This is a genomic window from Alloacidobacterium dinghuense, assembly GCF_014274465.1.
Classification (GTDB): domain Bacteria; phylum Acidobacteriota; class Terriglobia; order Terriglobales; family Acidobacteriaceae; genus Alloacidobacterium; species Alloacidobacterium dinghuense.
The window spans coordinates 621,964-640,102 of sequence record NZ_CP060394.1 but is presented as its reverse complement, the minus strand read 5'-3'; the positions used below and the strand labels follow the sequence as shown (position 1 = coordinate 640,102).

Annotated in this window: 18 protein-coding genes; 10 read left to right on the top strand and 8 right to left on the bottom strand. The window is 55.8% G+C overall.

Going from position 1 to position 18,139, the window contains the following annotated elements; all coding sequences use genetic code 11:
* The first annotated feature begins 138 nt into the window (after positions 1-138).
* From H7849_RS26630 to H7849_RS02610, 3 genes are read left to right on the top strand one after another with little or no spacing between them, the layout of a single operon-like run.
* On the top strand, positions 139-384 hold the full coding sequence (locus H7849_RS26630) for a PadR family transcriptional regulator (RefSeq protein WP_285288955.1): 246 nt from the start codon (positions 139-141) through the stop codon (positions 382-384).
* Complete coding sequence (locus H7849_RS02615; RefSeq protein ID WP_186743915.1) at positions 381-1,106, top strand: hypothetical protein; 726 nt, start codon at positions 381-383, stop codon at positions 1,104-1,106. The genes H7849_RS26630 and H7849_RS02615 overlap by 4 nt, the downstream gene beginning before the upstream one ends.
* Positions 1,103-2,191 carry an alpha/beta hydrolase-fold protein gene (locus tag H7849_RS02610; protein ID WP_186743914.1) on the top strand — a complete coding sequence of 363 codons (1,089 nt, stop codon included), beginning with the start codon at positions 1,103-1,105 and terminating at the stop codon, positions 2,189-2,191. Before H7849_RS02615 ends, H7849_RS02610 begins: the two co-directional genes overlap by 4 nt.
* Before the next feature lie 218 nt (positions 2,192-2,409).
* On the opposite strand, the gene H7849_RS02605 is transcribed toward H7849_RS02610, so the two are convergent.
* Positions 2,410-3,570, bottom strand: a complete 1,161-nt coding sequence (locus H7849_RS02605) for a glycoside hydrolase family 172 protein (RefSeq protein WP_186743913.1) — start codon at positions 3,568-3,570, stop codon at positions 2,410-2,412.
* A 131-nt stretch (positions 3,571-3,701) separates the two neighbouring features.
* On the opposite strand from H7849_RS02605, the gene trxA reads away from it, so the two are divergent.
* Together trxA and H7849_RS02595 are read left to right on the top strand one after the other, a co-directional pair.
* A complete protein-coding gene (gene trxA, locus H7849_RS02600; RefSeq protein WP_186743912.1) occupies positions 3,702-4,148 on the top strand; it encodes a thioredoxin in 447 nt (148 codons plus the stop codon).
* A 190-nt stretch (positions 4,149-4,338) separates the two neighbouring features.
* A complete protein-coding gene (locus H7849_RS02595; RefSeq protein ID WP_251106561.1) occupies positions 4,339-5,064 on the top strand; it encodes a lipid-binding SYLF domain-containing protein in 726 nt (241 codons plus the stop codon).
* 113 nt (positions 5,065-5,177) lie between these two features.
* On the opposite strand, the gene H7849_RS02590 is transcribed toward H7849_RS02595, so the two are convergent.
* Positions 5,178-5,810: a TMEM175 family protein gene (locus H7849_RS02590; RefSeq protein WP_251106560.1), complete on the bottom strand. Its 633-nt coding sequence runs from the start codon at positions 5,808-5,810 to the stop codon at positions 5,178-5,180.
* A 98-nt stretch (positions 5,811-5,908) separates the two neighbouring features.
* Here H7849_RS02590 and H7849_RS02585 point away from each other — a divergent pair, with 98 nt between their 5' ends.
* The 3 genes from H7849_RS02585 to H7849_RS02575 are packed head-to-tail and all read left to right on the top strand — an operon-like array spanning position 5,909 to position 8,475.
* Positions 5,909-6,325 (top strand): GntR family transcriptional regulator, encoded by a 417-nt coding sequence (locus H7849_RS02585; RefSeq protein ID WP_186743909.1) that lies wholly within the window; start codon positions 5,909-5,911, stop codon positions 6,323-6,325.
* 3 nt (positions 6,326-6,328) lie between these two features.
* The gene (locus H7849_RS02580; RefSeq protein WP_186743907.1) at positions 6,329-7,189 is read left to right on the top strand and encodes a slipin family protein; all 861 of its coding nucleotides are present in this window, start codon (positions 6,329-6,331) and stop codon (positions 7,187-7,189) included.
* A gap of 17 nt (positions 7,190-7,206) precedes the next feature.
* On the top strand, positions 7,207-8,475 hold the full coding sequence (locus H7849_RS02575) for an alpha/beta hydrolase family protein (RefSeq protein WP_186743905.1): 1,269 nt from the start codon (positions 7,207-7,209) through the stop codon (positions 8,473-8,475).
* A 6-nt stretch (positions 8,476-8,481) separates the two neighbouring features.
* Here H7849_RS02575 and H7849_RS02570 read toward each other — a convergent pair whose 3' ends face one another.
* Complete coding sequence (locus tag H7849_RS02570; RefSeq protein WP_186743904.1) at positions 8,482-8,880, bottom strand: VOC family protein; 399 nt, start codon at positions 8,878-8,880, stop codon at positions 8,482-8,484.
* Positions 8,881-8,969: 89 nt separating this feature from the next.
* Between H7849_RS02570 and H7849_RS02565 the strand changes: the two genes are divergently transcribed.
* Positions 8,970-9,290 carry a hypothetical protein gene (locus H7849_RS02565; RefSeq protein WP_186743903.1) on the top strand — a complete coding sequence of 107 codons (321 nt, stop codon included), beginning with the start codon at positions 8,970-8,972 and terminating at the stop codon, positions 9,288-9,290.
* Positions 9,291-9,651: 361 nt separating this feature from the next.
* Here the strand turns inward: H7849_RS02565 and H7849_RS02560 are convergent, their stop codons facing one another.
* Positions 9,652-10,698, bottom strand: coding sequence for a P63C domain-containing protein (locus H7849_RS02560; protein ID WP_222439756.1), 1,047 nt, complete (start codon positions 10,696-10,698; stop codon positions 9,652-9,654).
* Between the two features lie 82 nt (positions 10,699-10,780).
* Here H7849_RS02560 and H7849_RS02555 point away from each other — a divergent pair, with 82 nt between their 5' ends.
* Positions 10,781-11,674: an IS1 family transposase gene (locus H7849_RS02555; RefSeq protein WP_186743901.1), complete on the top strand. Its 894-nt coding sequence runs from the start codon at positions 10,781-10,783 to the stop codon at positions 11,672-11,674.
* A 921-nt stretch (positions 11,675-12,595) separates the two neighbouring features.
* Here H7849_RS02555 and hemG read toward each other — a convergent pair.
* The 4 genes from hemG to H7849_RS02535 all read right to left on the bottom strand — a co-directional run bounded on the left by hemG (position 12,596) and on the right by H7849_RS02535 (position 18,139).
* The gene (gene hemG / locus H7849_RS02550; RefSeq protein ID WP_186743900.1) at positions 12,596-13,996 is read right to left on the bottom strand and encodes a protoporphyrinogen oxidase; all 1,401 of its coding nucleotides are present in this window, start codon (positions 13,994-13,996) and stop codon (positions 12,596-12,598) included.
* Positions 13,993-14,919 (bottom strand): ferrochelatase, encoded by a 927-nt coding sequence (hemH, locus tag H7849_RS02545; protein WP_251106559.1) that lies wholly within the window; start codon positions 14,917-14,919, stop codon positions 13,993-13,995. The genes hemG and hemH overlap by 4 nt, the downstream gene beginning before the upstream one ends.
* Positions 14,912-15,997, bottom strand: coding sequence for a uroporphyrinogen decarboxylase (hemE, locus tag H7849_RS02540; RefSeq protein ID WP_186743898.1), 1,086 nt, complete (start codon positions 15,995-15,997; stop codon positions 14,912-14,914). The genes hemH and hemE overlap by 8 nt, the downstream gene beginning before the upstream one ends.
* 75 nt (positions 15,998-16,072) lie before the next feature.
* Positions 16,073-18,139, bottom strand: coding sequence for a S9 family peptidase (locus H7849_RS02535; protein ID WP_251106558.1), 2,067 nt, complete (start codon positions 18,137-18,139; stop codon positions 16,073-16,075).

Here is an 18,139-nt window from a genome sequence, read left to right as displayed (position 1 = left end):
CTCTTCTTTTCTGTTGACAAGGCGGCCCATTAGTATCACATTGTAGTTATAACGATGCTGGGCGAATTCGAATATCTTCTGGTCACGGCGGCAGCGACTCTGGGCGAAAACGCCTATGGCGTCGCTATGCGTTAATCGATTGCAAAGGCGACAGGCCGGAGTTGCTCGATAGGCGCTTTGTATACAACGCTTGACCGGCTTGAGGCCAAAGGACTGGTGAAGACCTGGATGGGAGTGGGCACGCCTCAACGAGGAGGCCGCTCGAAGAGGATGGTCCGCGTAACGCCGGCCGGCACCGCCGCGGCAAGAAGCTTCTACGACACCATGATCCGCATGAGCAATCGTGCGCCCTGGGCGCGGCGGCGGACGGAAGGGGCCGAATGAGAGATATTGCATGGAAGCTCATCGAAGCCATGGCCCTGCAATTAACTCCCCAAGAGCGCGAGATCGTCCTCGGCGACCTGATCGAGACAAGTGAGACTGCGTGGCGAGGGATGCGAGAAGTATCGGGGCTGGTGGCGCGTCGTCAGTTGCAATTGTGGACCAGCTGGCGTCCCTGGTTAGCCGCTCCCTGCATGGCGCTCCCGTGCAGCTTTTTGCTGATGGGATTCTCATTTGCCATCAGCTCGGAGCTTCGAACTTACTTCGCATATGGGTTGCAGCTGAACCTCTTTTCTGCTCAGCCGGCAGAAGCTGTATCGCTTCTCTGCCAAGCTCTTGTGTTGATGATTTGCGCGTGGGCCGCCGGATTCACCGTTGATTCGGTTTCGCGCCGCACATTGGCGGCAAGTGCAATCTGCTGCTTTCTACCATGTTTGTTTTGTCTGCTGCGGTTTCGCCAGGAATCGTTGCCGCGGTTCTGTCTCCTGCTCTTTCTGTTTCCCGCGATCGCAGGGGTTTGCTTTAGCAGGCGCGGCGGGACAATCAACCGGCGCCGGGCTTTCACTCTGGCTCTGGCAGCAACAATCTGCATGGCTGTACTGGCACTTTCCGGCCACCTGTGGGTGCTCAATTGGGAGTTGATTGTGCCCGCGTGGTATCTGGCCATTCTGCGGTTCCGGCCTGATCGAATGGCGGTTCTCCGAAATGAGGGCATAGTGTCATGAAGAAGCGACAGATTCTCGGCGCAACCGCTCTGCTTGCCATGGCATTAAACGCTGTTTCCACCCTGGCGCAATCGGCGAAGGGTCAGATCATCGACCGGCAAGTCATCTCAATGAACTTTGCCGGTAATAGGATCGGTGTCAGCCCGGTACGGAAGATGGTGATTTATCTGCCTCCTGGTTACCTCACATCGACGCATCGATACCCGGTGATTTATTTTCTACCGAACCCTTTCGAGGAAAACTATCGCTTCGATTTTGATCACAGAGATGCTCAGGGCCTGTTTGATCTGGCCATTGCAGAGGGTGTGATCAAGGACTTTATCCTCGTAGCGGTCGACATGAACACGCCGCTTGGAACTTCGTGGTATGTGAACTCCCCGGTCACCGGCAACTGGGAAGATCTCATGATTCAGGAACTGATACCGTACATTGATGCAAATTTCAAGACCTTTCCTAACAGGGATTCCCGAGGCATTGCCGGAATCTTCATTGGAGGATATGGAGCTATCCGCTTAGGTATGAGGCATCCGGATGTCTTTGGCTCCGTGTATGCCATGCACCCGGTGGGAACGGGGACAGGTGTCGGCGTCAGTATGACTATACCCAAATGGGATATTCTGACAAACGCAAAATCGATGGATGACGTGAAACAAGATGGCGGCACACGCATCTTCACTACCATGTTTCAGGCTCATCTGCCTGATCCCGCCAAGCCGCCGCTGTTCGTCGACCTGCCTGGACGCCAGGAAAATGGCAAATTGATCATCGATGTGAAACTCATGGATCGTTTCCGCAATAACTTTTATCTGGAGACGATGATTCCGCAATACGCCAATAACCTCAAATCTCTGAGAGGATTCAAGTTTGACTGGACGCGGAACGATGCGAATTATGACCACGTGTATGCCAACCAGGCTTTTACTCGCAAGCTGAACGAATTCGGAGTTGCTCACGGCGCCGAAGAATACACCGGACCTTTTGACGAGTCGAATTGGGGCGCTGACGGCCGAATCTATACCGAAGTTCTGCCCTTTTTCGCCCGATATCTCGTCTTCGATATCGACCCTCAGATCCATCACCAGTGAACGCGGCCTATGGGTTCCAGCCGGCGCAATTGGTTGTCAAATGATGCAAAAATCGCGAACGCGCTCAGCGACATCGGATTAGTACCAAGAAGTCGGCTTATGAGGAGTAATGTTTGTGGACAGTTTACCGGCAATGCGGAAGTTACGTTTGGGGGCGAGTAAACCGGCCTCGTCAATTTACGAGATAGGTCTAATCCCTGCTCACCGCAATACTGAGATCACCGCGGATTCAGGTTATTCAAACTCCCCGGCGAATAGTTCCCCTTCGAATTTCCCGGCCCACCCACAAACTCCAGCACCGGAATCCGGTCACTCACATCCGGCAGTGGAGGAAAGGCCGCATGCGGCTCCGCCTGATACCAATACGCAACCGAAGAAAACGTGTCCGACCGATGATTCGCATGCCCATGCTCGATCGTCGCCTTAAATGACTTCGCAAACGGAATCGGCGAATCCAGATGGAAGCGATACACGCTCCACCGGCTCCCCGCAATTTCTTTCCCCACCAGCGGCGCGCCATTCATCGGCAAGCTGTAACCACCGCCGCCGAAATCCCACGCGCCGAGAAAATAATCCTCTGATCCCGTCCCAATAAACGTCGGCGTGGTCGCACCATCGACGAAGAACATGTCATCACCCTCGCCCCACCATCCATCCTGGTTCTCCAGAATCGACATGGTCACGCCCACAAACTGCCCATGACCCTGCGCCTCCACCCAAACGTAGTTGTCCTTGCCATCGGTATTACGCTTGTAGTTCACAATCGGATCGCCGTTCTCATACCACTCGCCTGTCCATCCACGGTTCGGCTGCGCCTGCCGGTACTGCGCGTGAAAATACAGCGTGTCCTTTGGCAGCGGCTTCGTGTCCGTCCGGTAATCAATGTTCCAGTACAGACTCCCCAGCGACTGCTTGCCGTCATTCGTAATCGTGATCTTCGCGTGTTTCGCAAACGGCATCGGGAACCAGCAATTCATCGCGCGATCATGCGACACCGTCAGCACCGGCGTCTCCCACGGAACAATTTCGCCCGTCCCCTGCCCGTAAAAATCGCCTATCGGAGCCTCAACGCTTGGCGACTCCTCGCCATCCCAATAAATCCGCAGTACGACTCGCTTCAGAAAGAATGGTTCGCTGTCCGCCAGCGTGAACCACATGTGCGAAATGAGCCCCGGACCGTCTTCATCCAGCAAGGTAAGAGTCTGCCCCGGCGTCACTGTGCGGTAATCCGCATTTCCGCCCGTCGATTCGCGGCTCGAAGAACGATGCAGCGTATAGGTCTGCTGTTGTGTCGGGTCCGGCATCCACGCCGGAATCTGCCCATAGCCAAGCGGCGCCACCATCGCCGCCAGAAAGAGAAGCACGATAGAACGCGCCAAACAATGCATCCGGAAAGCCTCCAGAAAAATCGGTTCCGATACTATCACCCCCGGCAGCGCGCTTCCTCACTCCCATGTCCCAGGAATCCGCAAGCAAGACACCATCATCTAATCCCCGAAAGAAGGAAACCATGCCCGTCATTCGAGTCTGCCCGCACTGTGGACAGAAAAACCGCATCCCCACGACCCACTTAGCCGACACAGGCCGCTGCGGCGCCTGTAAACACGCGCTGCCGCCCGTCAATGAACCCATCGCTGCCGACGCCGCACTCTTCGACGACATCCTCCAGAACGCCCGCGTCCCCGTGCTCGTCGATTTCTGGGCCGACTGGTGTGGCCCCTGCCGCATGGCTGCGCCCGAAGTCGCCAAGACTGCAGCCAACCTCTCCGGCCAGGCCATCGTCCTCAAAGTCGACTCCGATAAGCAACCGCAGCTCGCCGCGCGCTACAACGTCCGCGGCATCCCAAACTTCTTGGTCCTGAACAACGGAAAGCTCGTGCACCAGCAGGCTGGACTCGTAGGCCACGACCAGATGGAAGCCTGGCTCCGCTCCGCCGCGTCGGTGTCAATCGCTTAATGCCGTTGTCCGTATTGGCTTCGGCGGGAGCCAATTAGCGACAAACAGAGAACAATTGCTGCACAAAGGCCGAATCTGCATACAATGGTTGCCGGGTCATTTTCCTGCTGTTCGCTGCTACTGTTCGCGATAAACGCATACATCGCGAATGAGTTCTGTCCCCATCCAACAGAATTACGAGGAGGTCGCAGTGATCCAACGAAAAACTTGCTATCGTTTCACGAAAGCGGCATTTAGCATTTTCGCCGCTGCTCTCTGCTCCGTTCCATTGCTGGCGCGAGCGGACGATGTAAACGAAAGAATCACCGCCGCCGGTCAGGTGTTTCAGGAACTTGTCAACGCCGACAATGGCATACCCCGCGATCTGCTGAACAAGGCTGATTGCGTCATCGTGCTGCCCTCCGTGAAGAAGGGCGGATTAATCATTGGAGCTCAATATGGCAAGGGCTTGATGACCTGCCGAAGCGGTGCGAACTTCAATGGCAAGTGGAGCGCGCCGATCATGATGCAGTCCAGTGGTGGAAGTTTTGGCCTGCAGGCTGGCGGAGAGGCGACCGACTTCGTAATTCTTGTGATGAATGACGATGGTGCACGTACGGTCATGAAAGGGAGGGCCAAACTGGGTGCCGACGCTAGTGTTGCAGCTGGTCCAGTGGGCCGCGACGCGGAAGCTTCAACGAGCGGCACCGTGAGCGCCCAGATGCTTTCCTACTCGCGCACGAAAGGAGTGTTTGGCGGTCTCTCCCTAAACGGGACCTCTTTAAATCCTGACGGCGGCGATAACGAAAAGCTATACGGCAAGAAGATTTCGGGGCAGGAGATCTTTGCAGGAAGCGTACCGGCACCTGCATCTGCTCACGCCCTGCTAGCCGAGTTGACGAAGGCCTCGCCAAAGAATCTCTCTAAAGGAAAGTAAATTCCTGATTCACGATCCTCTTCCGTAATGCAGCGCTGACTAGCCCTATCGCCTTCATAAGCGATGGGGCTTTCTCTTTTGTGACAGCCGACTCAGAACAATCCGATAAGCGGTCACTCAATCGGCGCATTCTCCGCCGGAGGAGCCTTCCGATGCTCCTTTACCCCAGCCTCCGGCACCACCCAGACCAGCGTCACCAGCCCGGTAATCACCAGCGAAAGCCAGGGCTTATAAAACGCCATCGCAATCGCCAGCAGATAAATCCCCAGGCACACCCCATGCTTCCACAGCTCTGACGTATCCTGCTTCCGCAGCGACCCCGCGTACCACTGCCTCCGTATCACTGCCCAGCGCAGCAGAAAAAACGCCATGCCCGCCACCAGCATCGTCACGTCATACAGCAGCGTCGCGAAGGTGCTGAAATTCTTCTCATCCAGATAGTCCACGAAGTAAGGCACCAGCGACAGCACAAAGAGAAAAATCAGGTTCGCCCAGAGCACCCGGTAATCCACCGATTCCGTCCGCCGAATCAGCTCATGGTGATTGATCCAGTAAATCCCCACCATGAAAAAGCTCAGCAGATACACAGCCAGTCGCGGCGCTACCGACCACAACCCCGCCAACCCATCCTGTTTCGGAACATGTATCTCCAGCACCATGATCGTGATAATCACCGCAATCACGCCGTCTGAAAATGCCTCCAGCCGCCCTGCCGTCATCTGCGAATTTGCATTCGAATGCGCCATCAGTCTCCCCGGAAAAATCGTCCCCATTCTCCCTAATCAAAAATAATTTGCAAATACCCCTTGCAATGTACTAGTAAACTAGTACATTATTTATCTAGATGACACCGCCGAAACAAATCGAAGCCTTCACCTTCCGCTTCGACCCCCACAGCGGCGTCCCCGTCTTCCGCCAAATCATCGACCAGGTGCAGGCCGGCATCGCCGCCGGTGCCCTCAAGTGCGGCGATCAGCTCCCCACCGTCCGCCAGGTGGCCGTCGATCTCGCCATCAATCCCAACACCGTCCTGCGCGCCTATCGCGAAATGGAAATACGCGGCATCGTCGACACGCAGCAGGGCACAGGCACCTTCATCGCCAGCCGAAAAATCGAGCAGTCCAAAGCCGAGCGTGACCGCGCGCTCGCCCAACTCACCAGTGAATTCGTTTCACGCGCCGGAGCCGGCGGGTTCACCCTACAGGACCTGATCGATTCGCTGCGCGAATTTCAATCCGAAGCCGGCAAAAAGAGGAGATAACCCATGAGAAGATTCGGTCAGTACAGCACCGTCGGCATCGCAGTCTTCGTCGTTTGCGTGCTCGCCGGATTTCAAGCCACAGTATTCACCAGGCACGGCGTCTACGCGATCATCGGCCTTCTTGCCGGCGCTTATTTTTTCTTCGCCATCAAGGTCGTCAACCAGTGGGAACGCGTTGCCGTGCTGCGCTTCGGCCATTACAGAGGGTTGCGCGGCCCCGGCGTCTTCCTCATCGTTCCCATCGTCGACACGCTCAGCCGCTACGTCGACCAGCGCACGCGCCTCGCCACCGTCAATGCCGAGTCCACGCTCACGCGCGATACTGTTCCCGTCGATGTGGACGCCATCGTCTTCTGGCTCGTCTGGAACGCGGAAAAATCCATCTTAGAAGTTGAAGATTTTGTTCAGGCCATCACCCTCAGTGCCCATACCGCGCTGCGCGAATCCATCGGCCGCCACCAACTCGCGCAGATGATCACTGACCGCGAAAGCCTCGGCGCCGAGCTGCAGAAAATCCTCGACGCAAAAACAACCGCGTGGGGCATCACTGTGCAGTCTGTCGAAATTCGCGACGTTCGCATCCCGCTCGGGCTTCAGAACGCCATGTCGCAGCAGGCACAAGCCGAACGCGAGCGCCAGGCCCGCGTCATCCTCGGCGAAGCCGAAGTACAGGTCTCCGCCCAATTCGCACAAGCCTCAGAAGCCTACGCCGCCAACCCGGTGGCCCTGCACCTCCGCGCCATGAACATGCTCTATGAAGCCATTCGCGACAAAGGCTCGACGGTCATCGTGCCATCCTCCGCCGTAGAAACCATGGGCCTCGGCGGAATGCTGGCCATGACATCGATGGGAAAGCAACCGTAGTCAACAGGAGAGCAATCATGAACAGGGCGCTTACATTACTCGGCTGCGTTGCCGTTTCGTCTGTAATGATTCAGAGCCAGACGGCCAGCGATCCTACCGTCACTGCACCGAGTGCAGCACCTGCAGTTATGGCCCCTCAAATACCAATACCGTCCGGGCCATTTGGAATTGGCCGCACAGGTTACGACTGGACCGACAACTCGCGTCCAAACCGCTACTCAACGGATCAGCAGGCTCATCGAGAGTTAATGGTCTATGTTTGGTATCCCACCTCGCAGAAAGATGCCGAGACCACAGGAGCCTATTTGCCTGCCGCAAAGCAGATGGACGCCATACCAGATATTCAGCATCGCATGCAGCAGGAGTTTGAGGGCAACTGGCCGCTCATCGTTTCAGGCACGATTGCTTCTCATGTCAGCGACAGTGCTCCTGTAGCGAGAAATCCCAAACACTTCCCTGTAGTTTTTTTCTCGCATGGGAGCGGCGGTACAAGCTTTGAATCCACATCGTTGATTGAAGATCTGGTAAGTCATGGATACGTGGTCGTGGCAATAGAGCACACATATACCGCCATAGCAGTTGCGTTTTCGAATGGCAAGATTGTTCTTCAGGACCAAGGCCCTGCTGACCTCACTCCCCAACAACGATTCCAACGAATGATGGCGGGGGCGGCGGCGGGGATTAGTGAAGGTGCCGCTGATATACGGTTTGTTCTCGACAAGTTGACGGAATTGAATAGCGCCGATACCCAACATTTCCTGCTCGCCAGAAGACTCGACCTGAATAGCGTGGCAGCGATGGGGCATTCTGCTGGAGGTGCATTCGCGGCGCGAGCATGTCAGCTCGATGGAAGATTCAAAGCATGTATCGACCTTGACGGAGAGTTGGTGCCAGTAGCAGCGCTACCTGAATATCCTGACGGCAAAACCATACAGCAGCCTCTTCTGTTTCTTGAGGCTTATCATCCCGAATCGAGGATGGGCGGAACACACGCCCAGATCGAGGAATACTACAAGAAGAAAGAAGAACAACTCCAGAGCTGCCCTGCGGGAAGTTATGACGTGGTTTTGAAATCTCCTGGAATTTTTCACGGCAGCTTCAGCGATTATCCGCTCCTGGCGGCAGCCGGCAACGCCGATGCAACAGCGATGGCGCTTCACAACTTACATCTCACGCAGATGTTTGTTCGTGCTTTCTTAGACAAATACTTGAAGCACGAGAAAGAGCCTTTATTCGAGAGTAAAGAGTTCCATGCGGAGGCGACGATCCAGCAATACGGCCACTGAGGCCTACTAGCCCAAAGGCTTGCCAATCTCCCAATGGTGCCCGAACGGATCAACCACCCGGCCAACGCGCCAATGATACGGCTGATCCTCAACCGGCCAAACGACGGTAGCGCCGGCCGCAACCGCCCGCGCAAACACAGCATCCGGATCGTCGACCACCATGATCATCCGCACGGTTCCGCCGCCCAGCGTCTCCGGACTGAAGTTCTGGTGTTCCGGCGACTCGTCCGCCAGCCAGAAGCCAGCTCCGCCAACCGACAGCTGCGCGACCACGGCCCCATCCGGAGCGTCCACCCGCATCAGCACCGTCGCCCCAAATGCCGTTTCGTAGAACGCAACCGCCTTCGCCCCATTGCGCACCGAGAGCAGCGGAGCAATCGTAGTTTTTCCAACATTGGCACTCATACGAAGATCCTAACGCCGTCAGCATTAACGCATTCGATCCCTTGCTCCGATATAGACATTTGCACCGCGAGAAAAACACGGAGACCGTTATGCCAGAACTCAAATGCCAAACCCCAGATTGCAACAACGAAGTTGCCGACCAGAATCATTCCGAAATGGGCGAATGGGCCCTCCTGCACAAAGGCGAACTGGCAGGCCTCTACAACTCCTTTGAGAAAGCCTCGCACGAAGCAGCTACCCGCTTTCATTGCCGCCGCTGCCAAATCCGCCAGGTCAGCACACCTCCGTTGGTCTTGACGGTCTCCGCCGACAACCTCCAGTCAGCAAATAGCAAGCTGACCAAGCTGTTCCAGAAATGGACAAGATCCTTAACCCGCCGCCTCTTCGCCGCCAACGAAATGGCCTTCTAACCACACGGCCGCGAATCGATGTCATCCTGACCCTGAACGTAGTGAAGGGGAAGGACCTGCTTTTCTTGAGCACTAGCAAGAAAAAGGGTGCCTCATCCTGTCGCGCTTTCTGCGACAGAGCCTGCCCTGAGCTTGCCGAAGGGGTGGGAAAGCACGAACCTCTACCCAATGTCATCCTGAGCGAAGCCGAGGTAGTGGTGCAGTTTGAATTTCCACAGCTTTTAGGACGGAGTTAAACTTAGAGTATGGCCACTAAGAAGAAGTTGGCGCCCAAACCGAAGAAGGCGGCAAAGAAGAAAGCGATCCGCGAGGACGTGAACCAAGCCGCTGCGCGGATCGTCAAGGAAGCTACGGAGCGGAATTAATCGATCTCGTCCGGCACTGGGAACGGAATTTCCAGAGTTGCGCCTCGCCTCGGCATCACCTGATCGACCATTTTTAGAAACCGATGCCAACCATATCCACTGGCAATCGCTAACCGCTGAAACATGATAACTGAGTGCAGATGCTGTGCGAGCATCGGGTTACCAATATCGTCTGTTAGCCATTGATGCAGTTTGTTCGTCCGGTTGCCGCTATCATTCTTCGGACTCTTGCTCTCAAGCTCTTTGAGTAGACCAGGGGCGAGGCGCTCGTATACGAGGTCGCGGGTGTAATAGGCAACAACACTGTAGCGATTCTTTTTCATCCCAGGCCATGGCCAATTCTTCAGCTTGTAGATGTTCTCGTAAAATTCGTCGGGGAATTTCTTGGCCCATGCAGCTAGTTCCTTAGCGATGATCTTTTCTAAGAATGCCTGAAGGGCATCTTTCGGCCTCACTTCTTGATAGCCTGTTGCCTCATCAACGAGCGCAATGATGCCGACATGGGCCAAACCGCGCATCAGTATTTCCACTCGTTGCGCCACTGGAAGCTGAATTGTTTTTAGCGCACCATGATCTCTAGCCTTCAACCACACATCGCAAATCTGGGGAAGCAACTGCGCTTCAATCCCATACGCGACTCTTCCTTTATCTCCGTAAAAAATAGGCTTGCTCACCGCCATGCGTAACTCATCGGAAATAAAAGGGTTTAGGTTTTTTGCCCCTAGAAATTCGGGCAGTTCTCCGCCAGAGCTTCCGGTCTTTCGACGGTAATAATCCTCTCCCCCACGTCTTCGACCTAATGCGCGTCCAACCGCTCGTTGCGATATCACCCTTCGACCATCGCTCAGGACAACACAGTCGATGTCCAACCCGTTGATATGAATCTGTCCGTTATGCGTGGGCTGAATTGCGGCGTCCACTGCTTCTGAGTCTCCCCATCTAGCTAGCGCGGCCTTCTTTGCAATCTGGCTGCGCTTTTCCGGGCTAAGAACCTCAGCTCTAGCAAACCCGCCTTTTGCTTTGCCAGTCGATTCGTCGCTCATGCTTGCACCTCGATTTTGATAATAATGCTTGCAAAATAGGAATGCAAGCATTATTCTAAATATGCTTGCAGGGGGAGATTTGATGAATCGGCTAAGCACAGCAAAGCGCGTCCAAGTCGTCTCAGCTCTAGTAGAAGGCAACAGCATCAATGCAATCGTCCGCATGACGGGCGTTGCTAAGCACACAGTTCTGAACCTGCTTCGCGATCTTGGTATTGCCTGTGCTGAATATCACGACCAGAACGTGCGCGGACTTCGCGTAAAGCGGTTGCAATGCGATGAAATCTGGTCTTTTGTTGGCGCAAAGAAGAAGGCAGCTTCACCCGAACAGAAGCAGGAAGGCTGGGGCGATGCCTGGACCTGGACCGGAATTGACGCCGATACCAAGCTCTGCGTTTCATACCTCGTCGGGCTGCGGGATAAAGGCTGTACGTTTGAATTTATCCAAGATTGTGCGGATCGGATTGTTGGAAGGCCGCAGATCACTACAGACGCGTTGAAAGCATACCCAGATGCGATTGAAGCGGCCTTTGGCTCGGAAGTCGATTATGCGCAACTCCACAAAATCTACGGCGCTCCAGACAAAGAAGAAGCACGGCGATATTCCCCCTCAGCCATTATTGGAACGGACATGAAAACTGTATGCGGTAATCCTGATCCAAAGCACGTTTCTACCAGTTTTGTAGAACGCCAGAATCTAACCATGCGGATGCATATGCGCCGCTTTACCCGGCTGACTAATGGATTCTCGAAGAAACAGGAGAATCACGCTCATGCTGTCGCGCTGCACTTCATGTATTACAACTTCTGCAAGGTTCACAAGACCTTGAGAGTGACGCCAGCGATGCAAGCAGGGCTTACAGATCACATCTGGACACTAGAGGAACTGTGCGCTCTGATTCCCAAGAAAGTCGCAGCCAAGTCCACTATCGATCAGGATTTGATTCGCAGGGCACTTGAATCTGTGGAAAAGTAAACTGCACCACTACCGAAGCCGAAGGACCAGTACGAACAAAGTGAGTGCGATGCCTTGCGGCAGCAAGGCCTATCTGCATCCCCGGCAGGAAGCCTGGGTAGTGTCTCAGTTTGAAATCCACAACCCTTGCCGCCGGGCGTTACTCCGGCGAGAGAACCGGGTTATCTCATCACGTCTGGAGCTTTGAGGAAATCGCTGGATTGGCAAACTGAGGGTATATTCTCGGGGCCATTCTGCCAGCAGAGACTTTAGAGGTTATTTCTCTCGTCCGAGGGCCTTCAGCAGTATAGAAATCCCATCAGCCCCGGCGTAGCCGCCCACGATGCACCAAAAAACATGTGCTCTGATGGTGTCGTCCGGGCCCCGCATCGAGGAAAACACGACCCAGCTGGTCAGTGCCCCGGCAAGGGCCCCGATCACAAGGCGCTGCCACAGCCGTTCCTTAGCCCTGACGAATGCGAGGGCCCCGCCGGCAGCCCCGGGGACCACACCGAGCAGGGCGAAGAATGACACAACCAAGGCCGGGTCCGGCCAGGATTCCAGCAAGGCGCCCGCCATGAATCCTATCGACGTTATCATGCAGATGCGCGTAGCATACGCTCACGGCGCCCTCGCAGCGCAGGTTAATCCCTAAAATCCAAACTGAGACACTACCGAAGCCTGTCAAGAGGTCACGATGGTAACCTCGACCGCAAGCCTCTATAAAGAAAGGCTTTACAAACCAACCAGTTTGGCGTGTTTCTTCACCAAACTTGCTATCCTGAATATAGGGCAGGAAAACCCAGCGAAACAAGATAACGGACAGAACCGATTACCCGCTAAGTCATTGAAAACACTAGAAAGCACCTAAACCAAGCAAAATCAGAGGGATAGCAGGGGATGATCCCCTCGTAAGTCATTGAAAAATAAAGAAAAGGAAAATTAACCAGGGGGGAGGGGGGATATCACCCTCCGCGCCGCCTCGCGCCCCTGCCGAACCAGGTCCGGAAGCCCAACCCCGTAATACGCATTCCCAATCAACTCCAACCCAGGCAAAGCCCGCACCCGCTCCTCTAACCGAGCCATCCGCTCCAGATGCCCAACCGCATACTGCGGCAAGGAACGCGGCCAGCGCCGGACTACCGTAAACGACGGCTCCGGCAACTGCCCCAGCAGCGATGAAAGCTGCCGCAGCGCGAGCCCTGTAACCTCGTCATCCGGCGAATCGAGCAGAAGCGGCGCAGATGCGCCGCCAAAGAAGGCCCGGAGCAGAACGCCGCCTTCGGGAACGCGATGCGAGAACTTCTGGTCGACGAATGTGCAGGCAAGTAGAGAAGGCACGCTGGATCGCTCGGCGGCAGAGCGAGACTGCGGCGCCAGAAACCCGAATCCAGGCGGAATCCGCAACGATTTCGCAATCTCCGGCGCAAAAGCCAGCGCCACAACGATGGCAGAGGAAGCGTCCATTGCCAGCAGTTGGTCGAAGGCCGGATCCATCGGCGAAAGTAGCCCGCGCGTCACATCCGCAGGAGTCGCCACGACAACTGCATCAAATTCCTCTGCAAAAGGGCCAAAAATGCACCACTTTCCGCCCTTAAACTCGATTTTCTGCACACTTTTGCGCAGTCGAATCGACGATGCAGGCAAAGTCGCAACCATGCGATCGATCAGCGTCTGCAGTCCGGACTTGAGCGTAGTAAAAATCGAAGCGCTCTGAGCACCGCGAGAACTCTTCTCGAGCGCCGCAATCAAACTCCCATGCTCGCGTTCCATCTTCACGAACGCAGGCATCACGGCACGCACGCTCAGCTCATCCACATCGCCGCCAAAAACGCCAGCCAGCAGCGGAGCGCCAATCGTATCGGTCACCTCATCGCCAAAATGCCGCCGAACAAAGCTCGCAACTGATTCGTCGGATTCTGGAACAGCCGTCTTCAGTTCCTCCGCGCGCTCCGGCTCGCGCAGATACGCCTGCTGCGCCTCCTTACTGAAGAGCGGCGAACTCAGCACTGGCTCCCACTGCGTGGGAACCATCATGCGCATGCCATCGGGCATCGCCACCAGTTCCCCGCCGCGAACGATGTACGTCTTGCGCCAGTGGTCATTCGACGCGACGATCTCGTCTTCGAGTCCCAACTCAACCGCCAGCTCACGAGCCCACGGCTTCTCCGTCACCCACGAATCAGGCCCGCATTCGATGACAAACCCATCACGACACACCGTCTCGACAATCCCGCCGAGACGGCCAGAAGCCTCGTAGAGAACGAACTCTATTCCCGATTGTGCAAGCTCATGCGCGGCGGAAACGCCAGCAATACCTCCGCCGATAACGGCGACTCTCATGCCTGAGCAAGCCGCCAGAGGCCGTTCTTGGCAAGGCCTCGCAGCGCAGCCGTGAGCAGCGGCGAGCTATTGAGTGACCGCGGCCGCTCAACGCGCATTCCCAGGTTCTTGCCAAAGTCACGGAAGGCAATATCGATGTCGTACAGGATCTCCACGTGATCGCAGAGGAAGCCAATCGGGTGGATGATAACTGTCGTGTGCCCTGCCTCCCGCATCGCCGTCAGCGTGTCCTCAACCGTCGGCCCAAGCCACGGACCGCCCGACATGCCCTGACTCTGGAAGGCAAAGGACCACTCCCTCAACGTGGGAACGCAATCAGCCACATTCTCAGCCGTGAGCCTCGCCTGGTCTGCATACGGATCGGCTGGCTGATCTGGTCCCGGTTCGACCGTCCTCTGCGGAACGCTGTGCGCCGTGAACAGCACCGGCGCCGGATCTCCGATCTCCCGCGAGAGCGCGTGCCACAATGGCCGCAACCGCTCGGCAAACGCCTCGGCGAGGAGCAGATCGTCCGCCCATCCTTCGACGAAGTCAATCCGCAACCGGTCGCCTGCAGCCGCTTCCACGGCGCGCTTATACAGCCCAACGCTGGTGCGTGAGTTCTGCGGAGCCAGGCAGATCACCACTGCCGAGGTGATCCCGTCCTCCACCATCAGGTGAACGGTGTCCTTGATGTATGGCTTCCAGTTGCGCATGCCGACATACACCGGCACATCCAGCTCATTCCCCAGCAACCGCCCCTGCTCCTGCGTCAGCCGAGTCAGCGGACTCGACCCGATCAGCGAATACCGGTGCCGTATCTCCTCGATCACCGACTCCGGCATCGGCCGCCCACCAGTGACATTACTCAGGTATTGCGGTATCTCATCCAGCGTATCCGGGGTGCCATGAGCCAGCAGCAACACCGCTGCACGATCACCCACGCCCCACCTCCGCCGAGAGCTCCCGCACAAACCGCACCACGTGCTGCACGTTCTCAACCGGGGTGCCCGGTACAATCCCATGCCCAAGGTTGAAGATATGCCCCGGCCTACCCCCGGCCTGGGTAAGTATCGACTTCACTCTCTCTCGAATCAACCCCGGCTCAGCAAACAACGTAATCGGATCGAGGTTCCCTTGCACCGCGCACGCGTAATCCAGCGACTTCCATGTCTCGCCCAGGGGTGTTCGCCAATCGAGTCCAAGAACGTCTGCACCTGTTTCGCGCATCGCGGGAAGTAAGCTCGCCGTCTCGACACCGAAGTAAATGACTGGCACACCGAAAGACTGCACTTCACGGATCAGAATTTTAGCGGCAGGCAACACAAAATCGCGATAATCCTCGACGCTCAAAACACCCACCCAGCTATCGAATATCTGGATGACATCCGCACCGGCGTCTACTTGTTGCCGGACATATGCGCTCAATACGGTAACAAGCTTTTCCATCAGCAGCCGCCAAGCATCGGGCTGTCGATACATCATCGTTTTGGCAGCAATGTAATTTCGTGAGCTACCGCCTTCGATCATGTAGCTAGCCAGCGTAAACGGAGCGCCACAGAAACCGATGACTCCAATGCGCTCCTTGAAATGAGCGACTACTCTTTGAATTGCTTCGGCAACGTAGCCAAGCTCAGATGCCTTGTCCACGCGCAGGCGCGTAACGTCTTCATATGTGCGTATGGGTTTGTGAACTACCGGGCCTTCGCCTGCCTGGAACTCGAAGTCAAGCCCCATAGGCTCAAACGGCAGCAATAGATCGGCGAAAATAATGGCCGCATCCACATCGAGCCTTTCCGCCGCCGTGATTGTCACCTCGGCTGCCAGTTCTGGCTTCTTACAAATTTCCAGCAGCGAATGATGCTTTCGCACAGCCTGATACTCAGGCATATATCGGCCTGCCTGGCGCAGAAACCATACCGGAGTGCGATCGATAGGTTTGCGCTGACATGCACGTACGAAACGCGAGCCGGAGGTGAGATTATCAGGCTCAGTCTGTGTATTGGGAAAACGCTGTTTCATTGCGGAGATCACTTTTGAGGTTAGCATCCCTGCGCCCACTTCTGCAGAGCACACCAAACGAGCAACCTCCGCTGGTTATTTCTTCGCTGGTTGCTGGGGCATAAGGTATTTGTCATACCAATCGAAATAGCGCTGATAGCGGTCGCGGATGAAGCTCGGACGCGTAAATCCGTGAAACTGCCCCGGATATACAACCAGCTCCGTCGGCACATTCAGGCTGCGGAGCGCCTGATACATCTGTTCTCCGCCCATCAGAGGCACGTTGAAGTCCTTATCGCCACCCATGAAGAGAGTCGGCGTACGGATCCTGTCGGCGTGGAGCAATGGATAGCCGAGCTTCAGATAGGTATCGAGATTTTTCCATGGCGGCCCGAGTTCCTGATCGTATTGAATGATGTACTGATCCACGCCATAGAAGCCTAACGGACTGCCTGTCCCCGCACCACTGATCGCCGCCTTGAAGCGCGTCGAGCTTGCAATGGTGTAGTCGGTCAGGATGCCTCCGTAACTCCATCCACCCACGCCCAGACGATCGGGATCTGCCACTCCCTCCTTCACAGCCTCGTCCACACACGCCAGCAGATCAATAACTTCTTTGTTTCCCCAGTCGGAGAAAATGCTCCGCTGGTATGCCGCACTTCGTCCGGCGCTGCCACGGTAGTTTACGTTCAAGACGGCATAACCGCGCCCAGCGAAAAGCTGGCGCTCCGGGACAAAGGCATGGGCGTCCTGGCCGTCTGGGCCGCCGTGGATGCGCAGCAACATCGGATACTTTTGCCCGGCTTGATAACCGATGGGGAGAGTTAGCAGTGCGTGTACGTCAGCATCATCTTTTGTCTTTGTCTCTAGATCGCGAGTCTCCCCCAGCTTCAGCTGCGCCATCAACGCATCATTGTGTGATGTCAACTTTCGCAGTTTGCCATCTTCAAAAGCGAAGATCTCCCCGGGAGCCATATCGGTTGACCACACGACTGCGGAATGGTCCGCAGTCTGATTCCGCATCATCACTGATCCCGGGGTATCGATGAGCCGCTTAACCGACCCATCACCCAGAGAAACCGAAGCCAGATACTCGGAACGATCATCCGTCACCAACACAGTTACAGATTGTCCATCCTCAGTGAACATGGGCGATGAAACAGCGCGATCCAGCTTCTCGGTAAGTACACGCGGCTCGCCGCCAGATGCTGGAACCACTGCGAGCTTGTTCTGGTTGTACTCAAGATATTTCGGCTCGCTGCCATGCAGATAGGCAATCCATTTGCTATCCGGACTCCAGGCCAGCCGCCCCCCATCTTGCCCATCAAACGTCGTTAATTTCTTTGGTGTGGAATTGACTTTGGCATCGACGATAAATACATCCGTATTGGTTGTCCGGTCAGGATCAGCATCATGATTGCTGACATATGCAATGTACGTCCCATCCGGAGACCACACGGCGTTCTGCTCGTTATATTTGGCATCCGTCGTCAGTTTTTCCAGCTTATGTGTGTCGACGTCGAACAAATAAATCAATGTCGGCATCGTCTCTGATGAGATGTAGCCTTCGATGTCCTGCTTGAAGTGATAGCGGTCGATGATGATTGGTTTGGGCTTTTCTTTCTCTTTGTCTTTATCCTTGTCCTTTGCCTCGGATTCCGCCTCTTTGTCCTCGGAGATCCCGAGCAGCAGCTTCTTTCCATCTGGAGACCAGCCGTAGTAGGACAGGTGATTCTTTACATCGGTGAGCTGACGCGCCTCTCCGCCCCGCCGGTCCAGCACCCAGACCTGCGAGCCTTTTGTCTTGCCGGCGCGGTCAGAAGTGAAGGACAGATATTTTCCATCTGGACTCCAACGAGGCGCGCTGGCTGAATTCTCATTCGCATAGGTCAACCGGATGTCTGCCGAGCCATCCCAACTCACCATCCAGATGTCGGTCAGCCGCTTGTCAGCGACGGTGTCGATCGTACTGGCTGTGTATGCAACCCACTTTCCGTCCGGCGAAACCTGTGGATCACCCATATCCTGTAAATGGAAGAGATCGTCAAGCGTCATCGCATGCGGTGCGGACGGCGCAGTTGCGTTGGCCGCTGGTGTTTGACCTGAGAGCGAAACTGCGAATGGAAAGGCAACAGCAAACAGGGCAGTCGAAAAACGTATCAT

Bases quoted from the DNA above. Each gene is read 5' to 3' on its own strand.
- H7849_RS02580 (WP_186743907.1), top strand. From the start codon at position 6,329: ATGAGAAGATTCGGTCAGTACAGCACCGTCGGCATCGCAGTCTTCGTC.
- H7849_RS02575 (WP_186743905.1), top strand. From the start codon at position 7,207: ATGAACAGGGCGCTTACATTACTCGGCTGCGTTGCCGTTTCGTCTGTA.
- trxA (WP_186743912.1), top strand. From the start codon at position 3,702: ATGCCCGTCATTCGAGTCTGCCCGCACTGTGGACAGAAAAACCGCATC.
- H7849_RS02565 (WP_186743903.1), top strand. From the start codon at position 8,970: ATGCCAGAACTCAAATGCCAAACCCCAGATTGCAACAACGAAGTTGCC.
- H7849_RS02555 (WP_186743901.1), top strand. From the start codon at position 10,781: ATGAATCGGCTAAGCACAGCAAAGCGCGTCCAAGTCGTCTCAGCTCTA.
- hemG (WP_186743900.1), bottom strand. From the start codon at position 13,996: ATGAGAGTCGCCGTTATCGGCGGAGGTATTGCTGGCGTTTCCGCCGCG.
- H7849_RS02615 (WP_186743915.1), top strand. From the start codon at position 381: ATGAGAGATATTGCATGGAAGCTCATCGAAGCCATGGCCCTGCAATTA.
- H7849_RS02535 (WP_251106558.1), bottom strand. From the start codon at position 18,139: ATGATACGTTTTTCGACTGCCCTGTTTGCTGTTGCCTTTCCATTCGCA.
- H7849_RS02570 (WP_186743904.1), bottom strand. From the start codon at position 8,880: ATGAGTGCCAATGTTGGAAAAACTACGATTGCTCCGCTGCTCTCGGTG.
- H7849_RS02610 (WP_186743914.1), top strand. From the start codon at position 1,103: ATGAAGAAGCGACAGATTCTCGGCGCAACCGCTCTGCTTGCCATGGCA.
- hemE (WP_186743898.1), bottom strand. From the start codon at position 15,997: ATGAAACAGCGTTTTCCCAATACACAGACTGAGCCTGATAATCTCACC.
- H7849_RS02590 (WP_251106560.1), bottom strand. From the start codon at position 5,810: ATGGCGCATTCGAATGCAAATTCGCAGATGACGGCAGGGCGGCTGGAG.
- H7849_RS02560 (WP_222439756.1), bottom strand. From the start codon at position 10,698: ATGAGCGACGAATCGACTGGCAAAGCAAAAGGCGGGTTTGCTAGAGCT.
- H7849_RS02585 (WP_186743909.1), top strand. From the start codon at position 5,909: ATGACACCGCCGAAACAAATCGAAGCCTTCACCTTCCGCTTCGACCCC.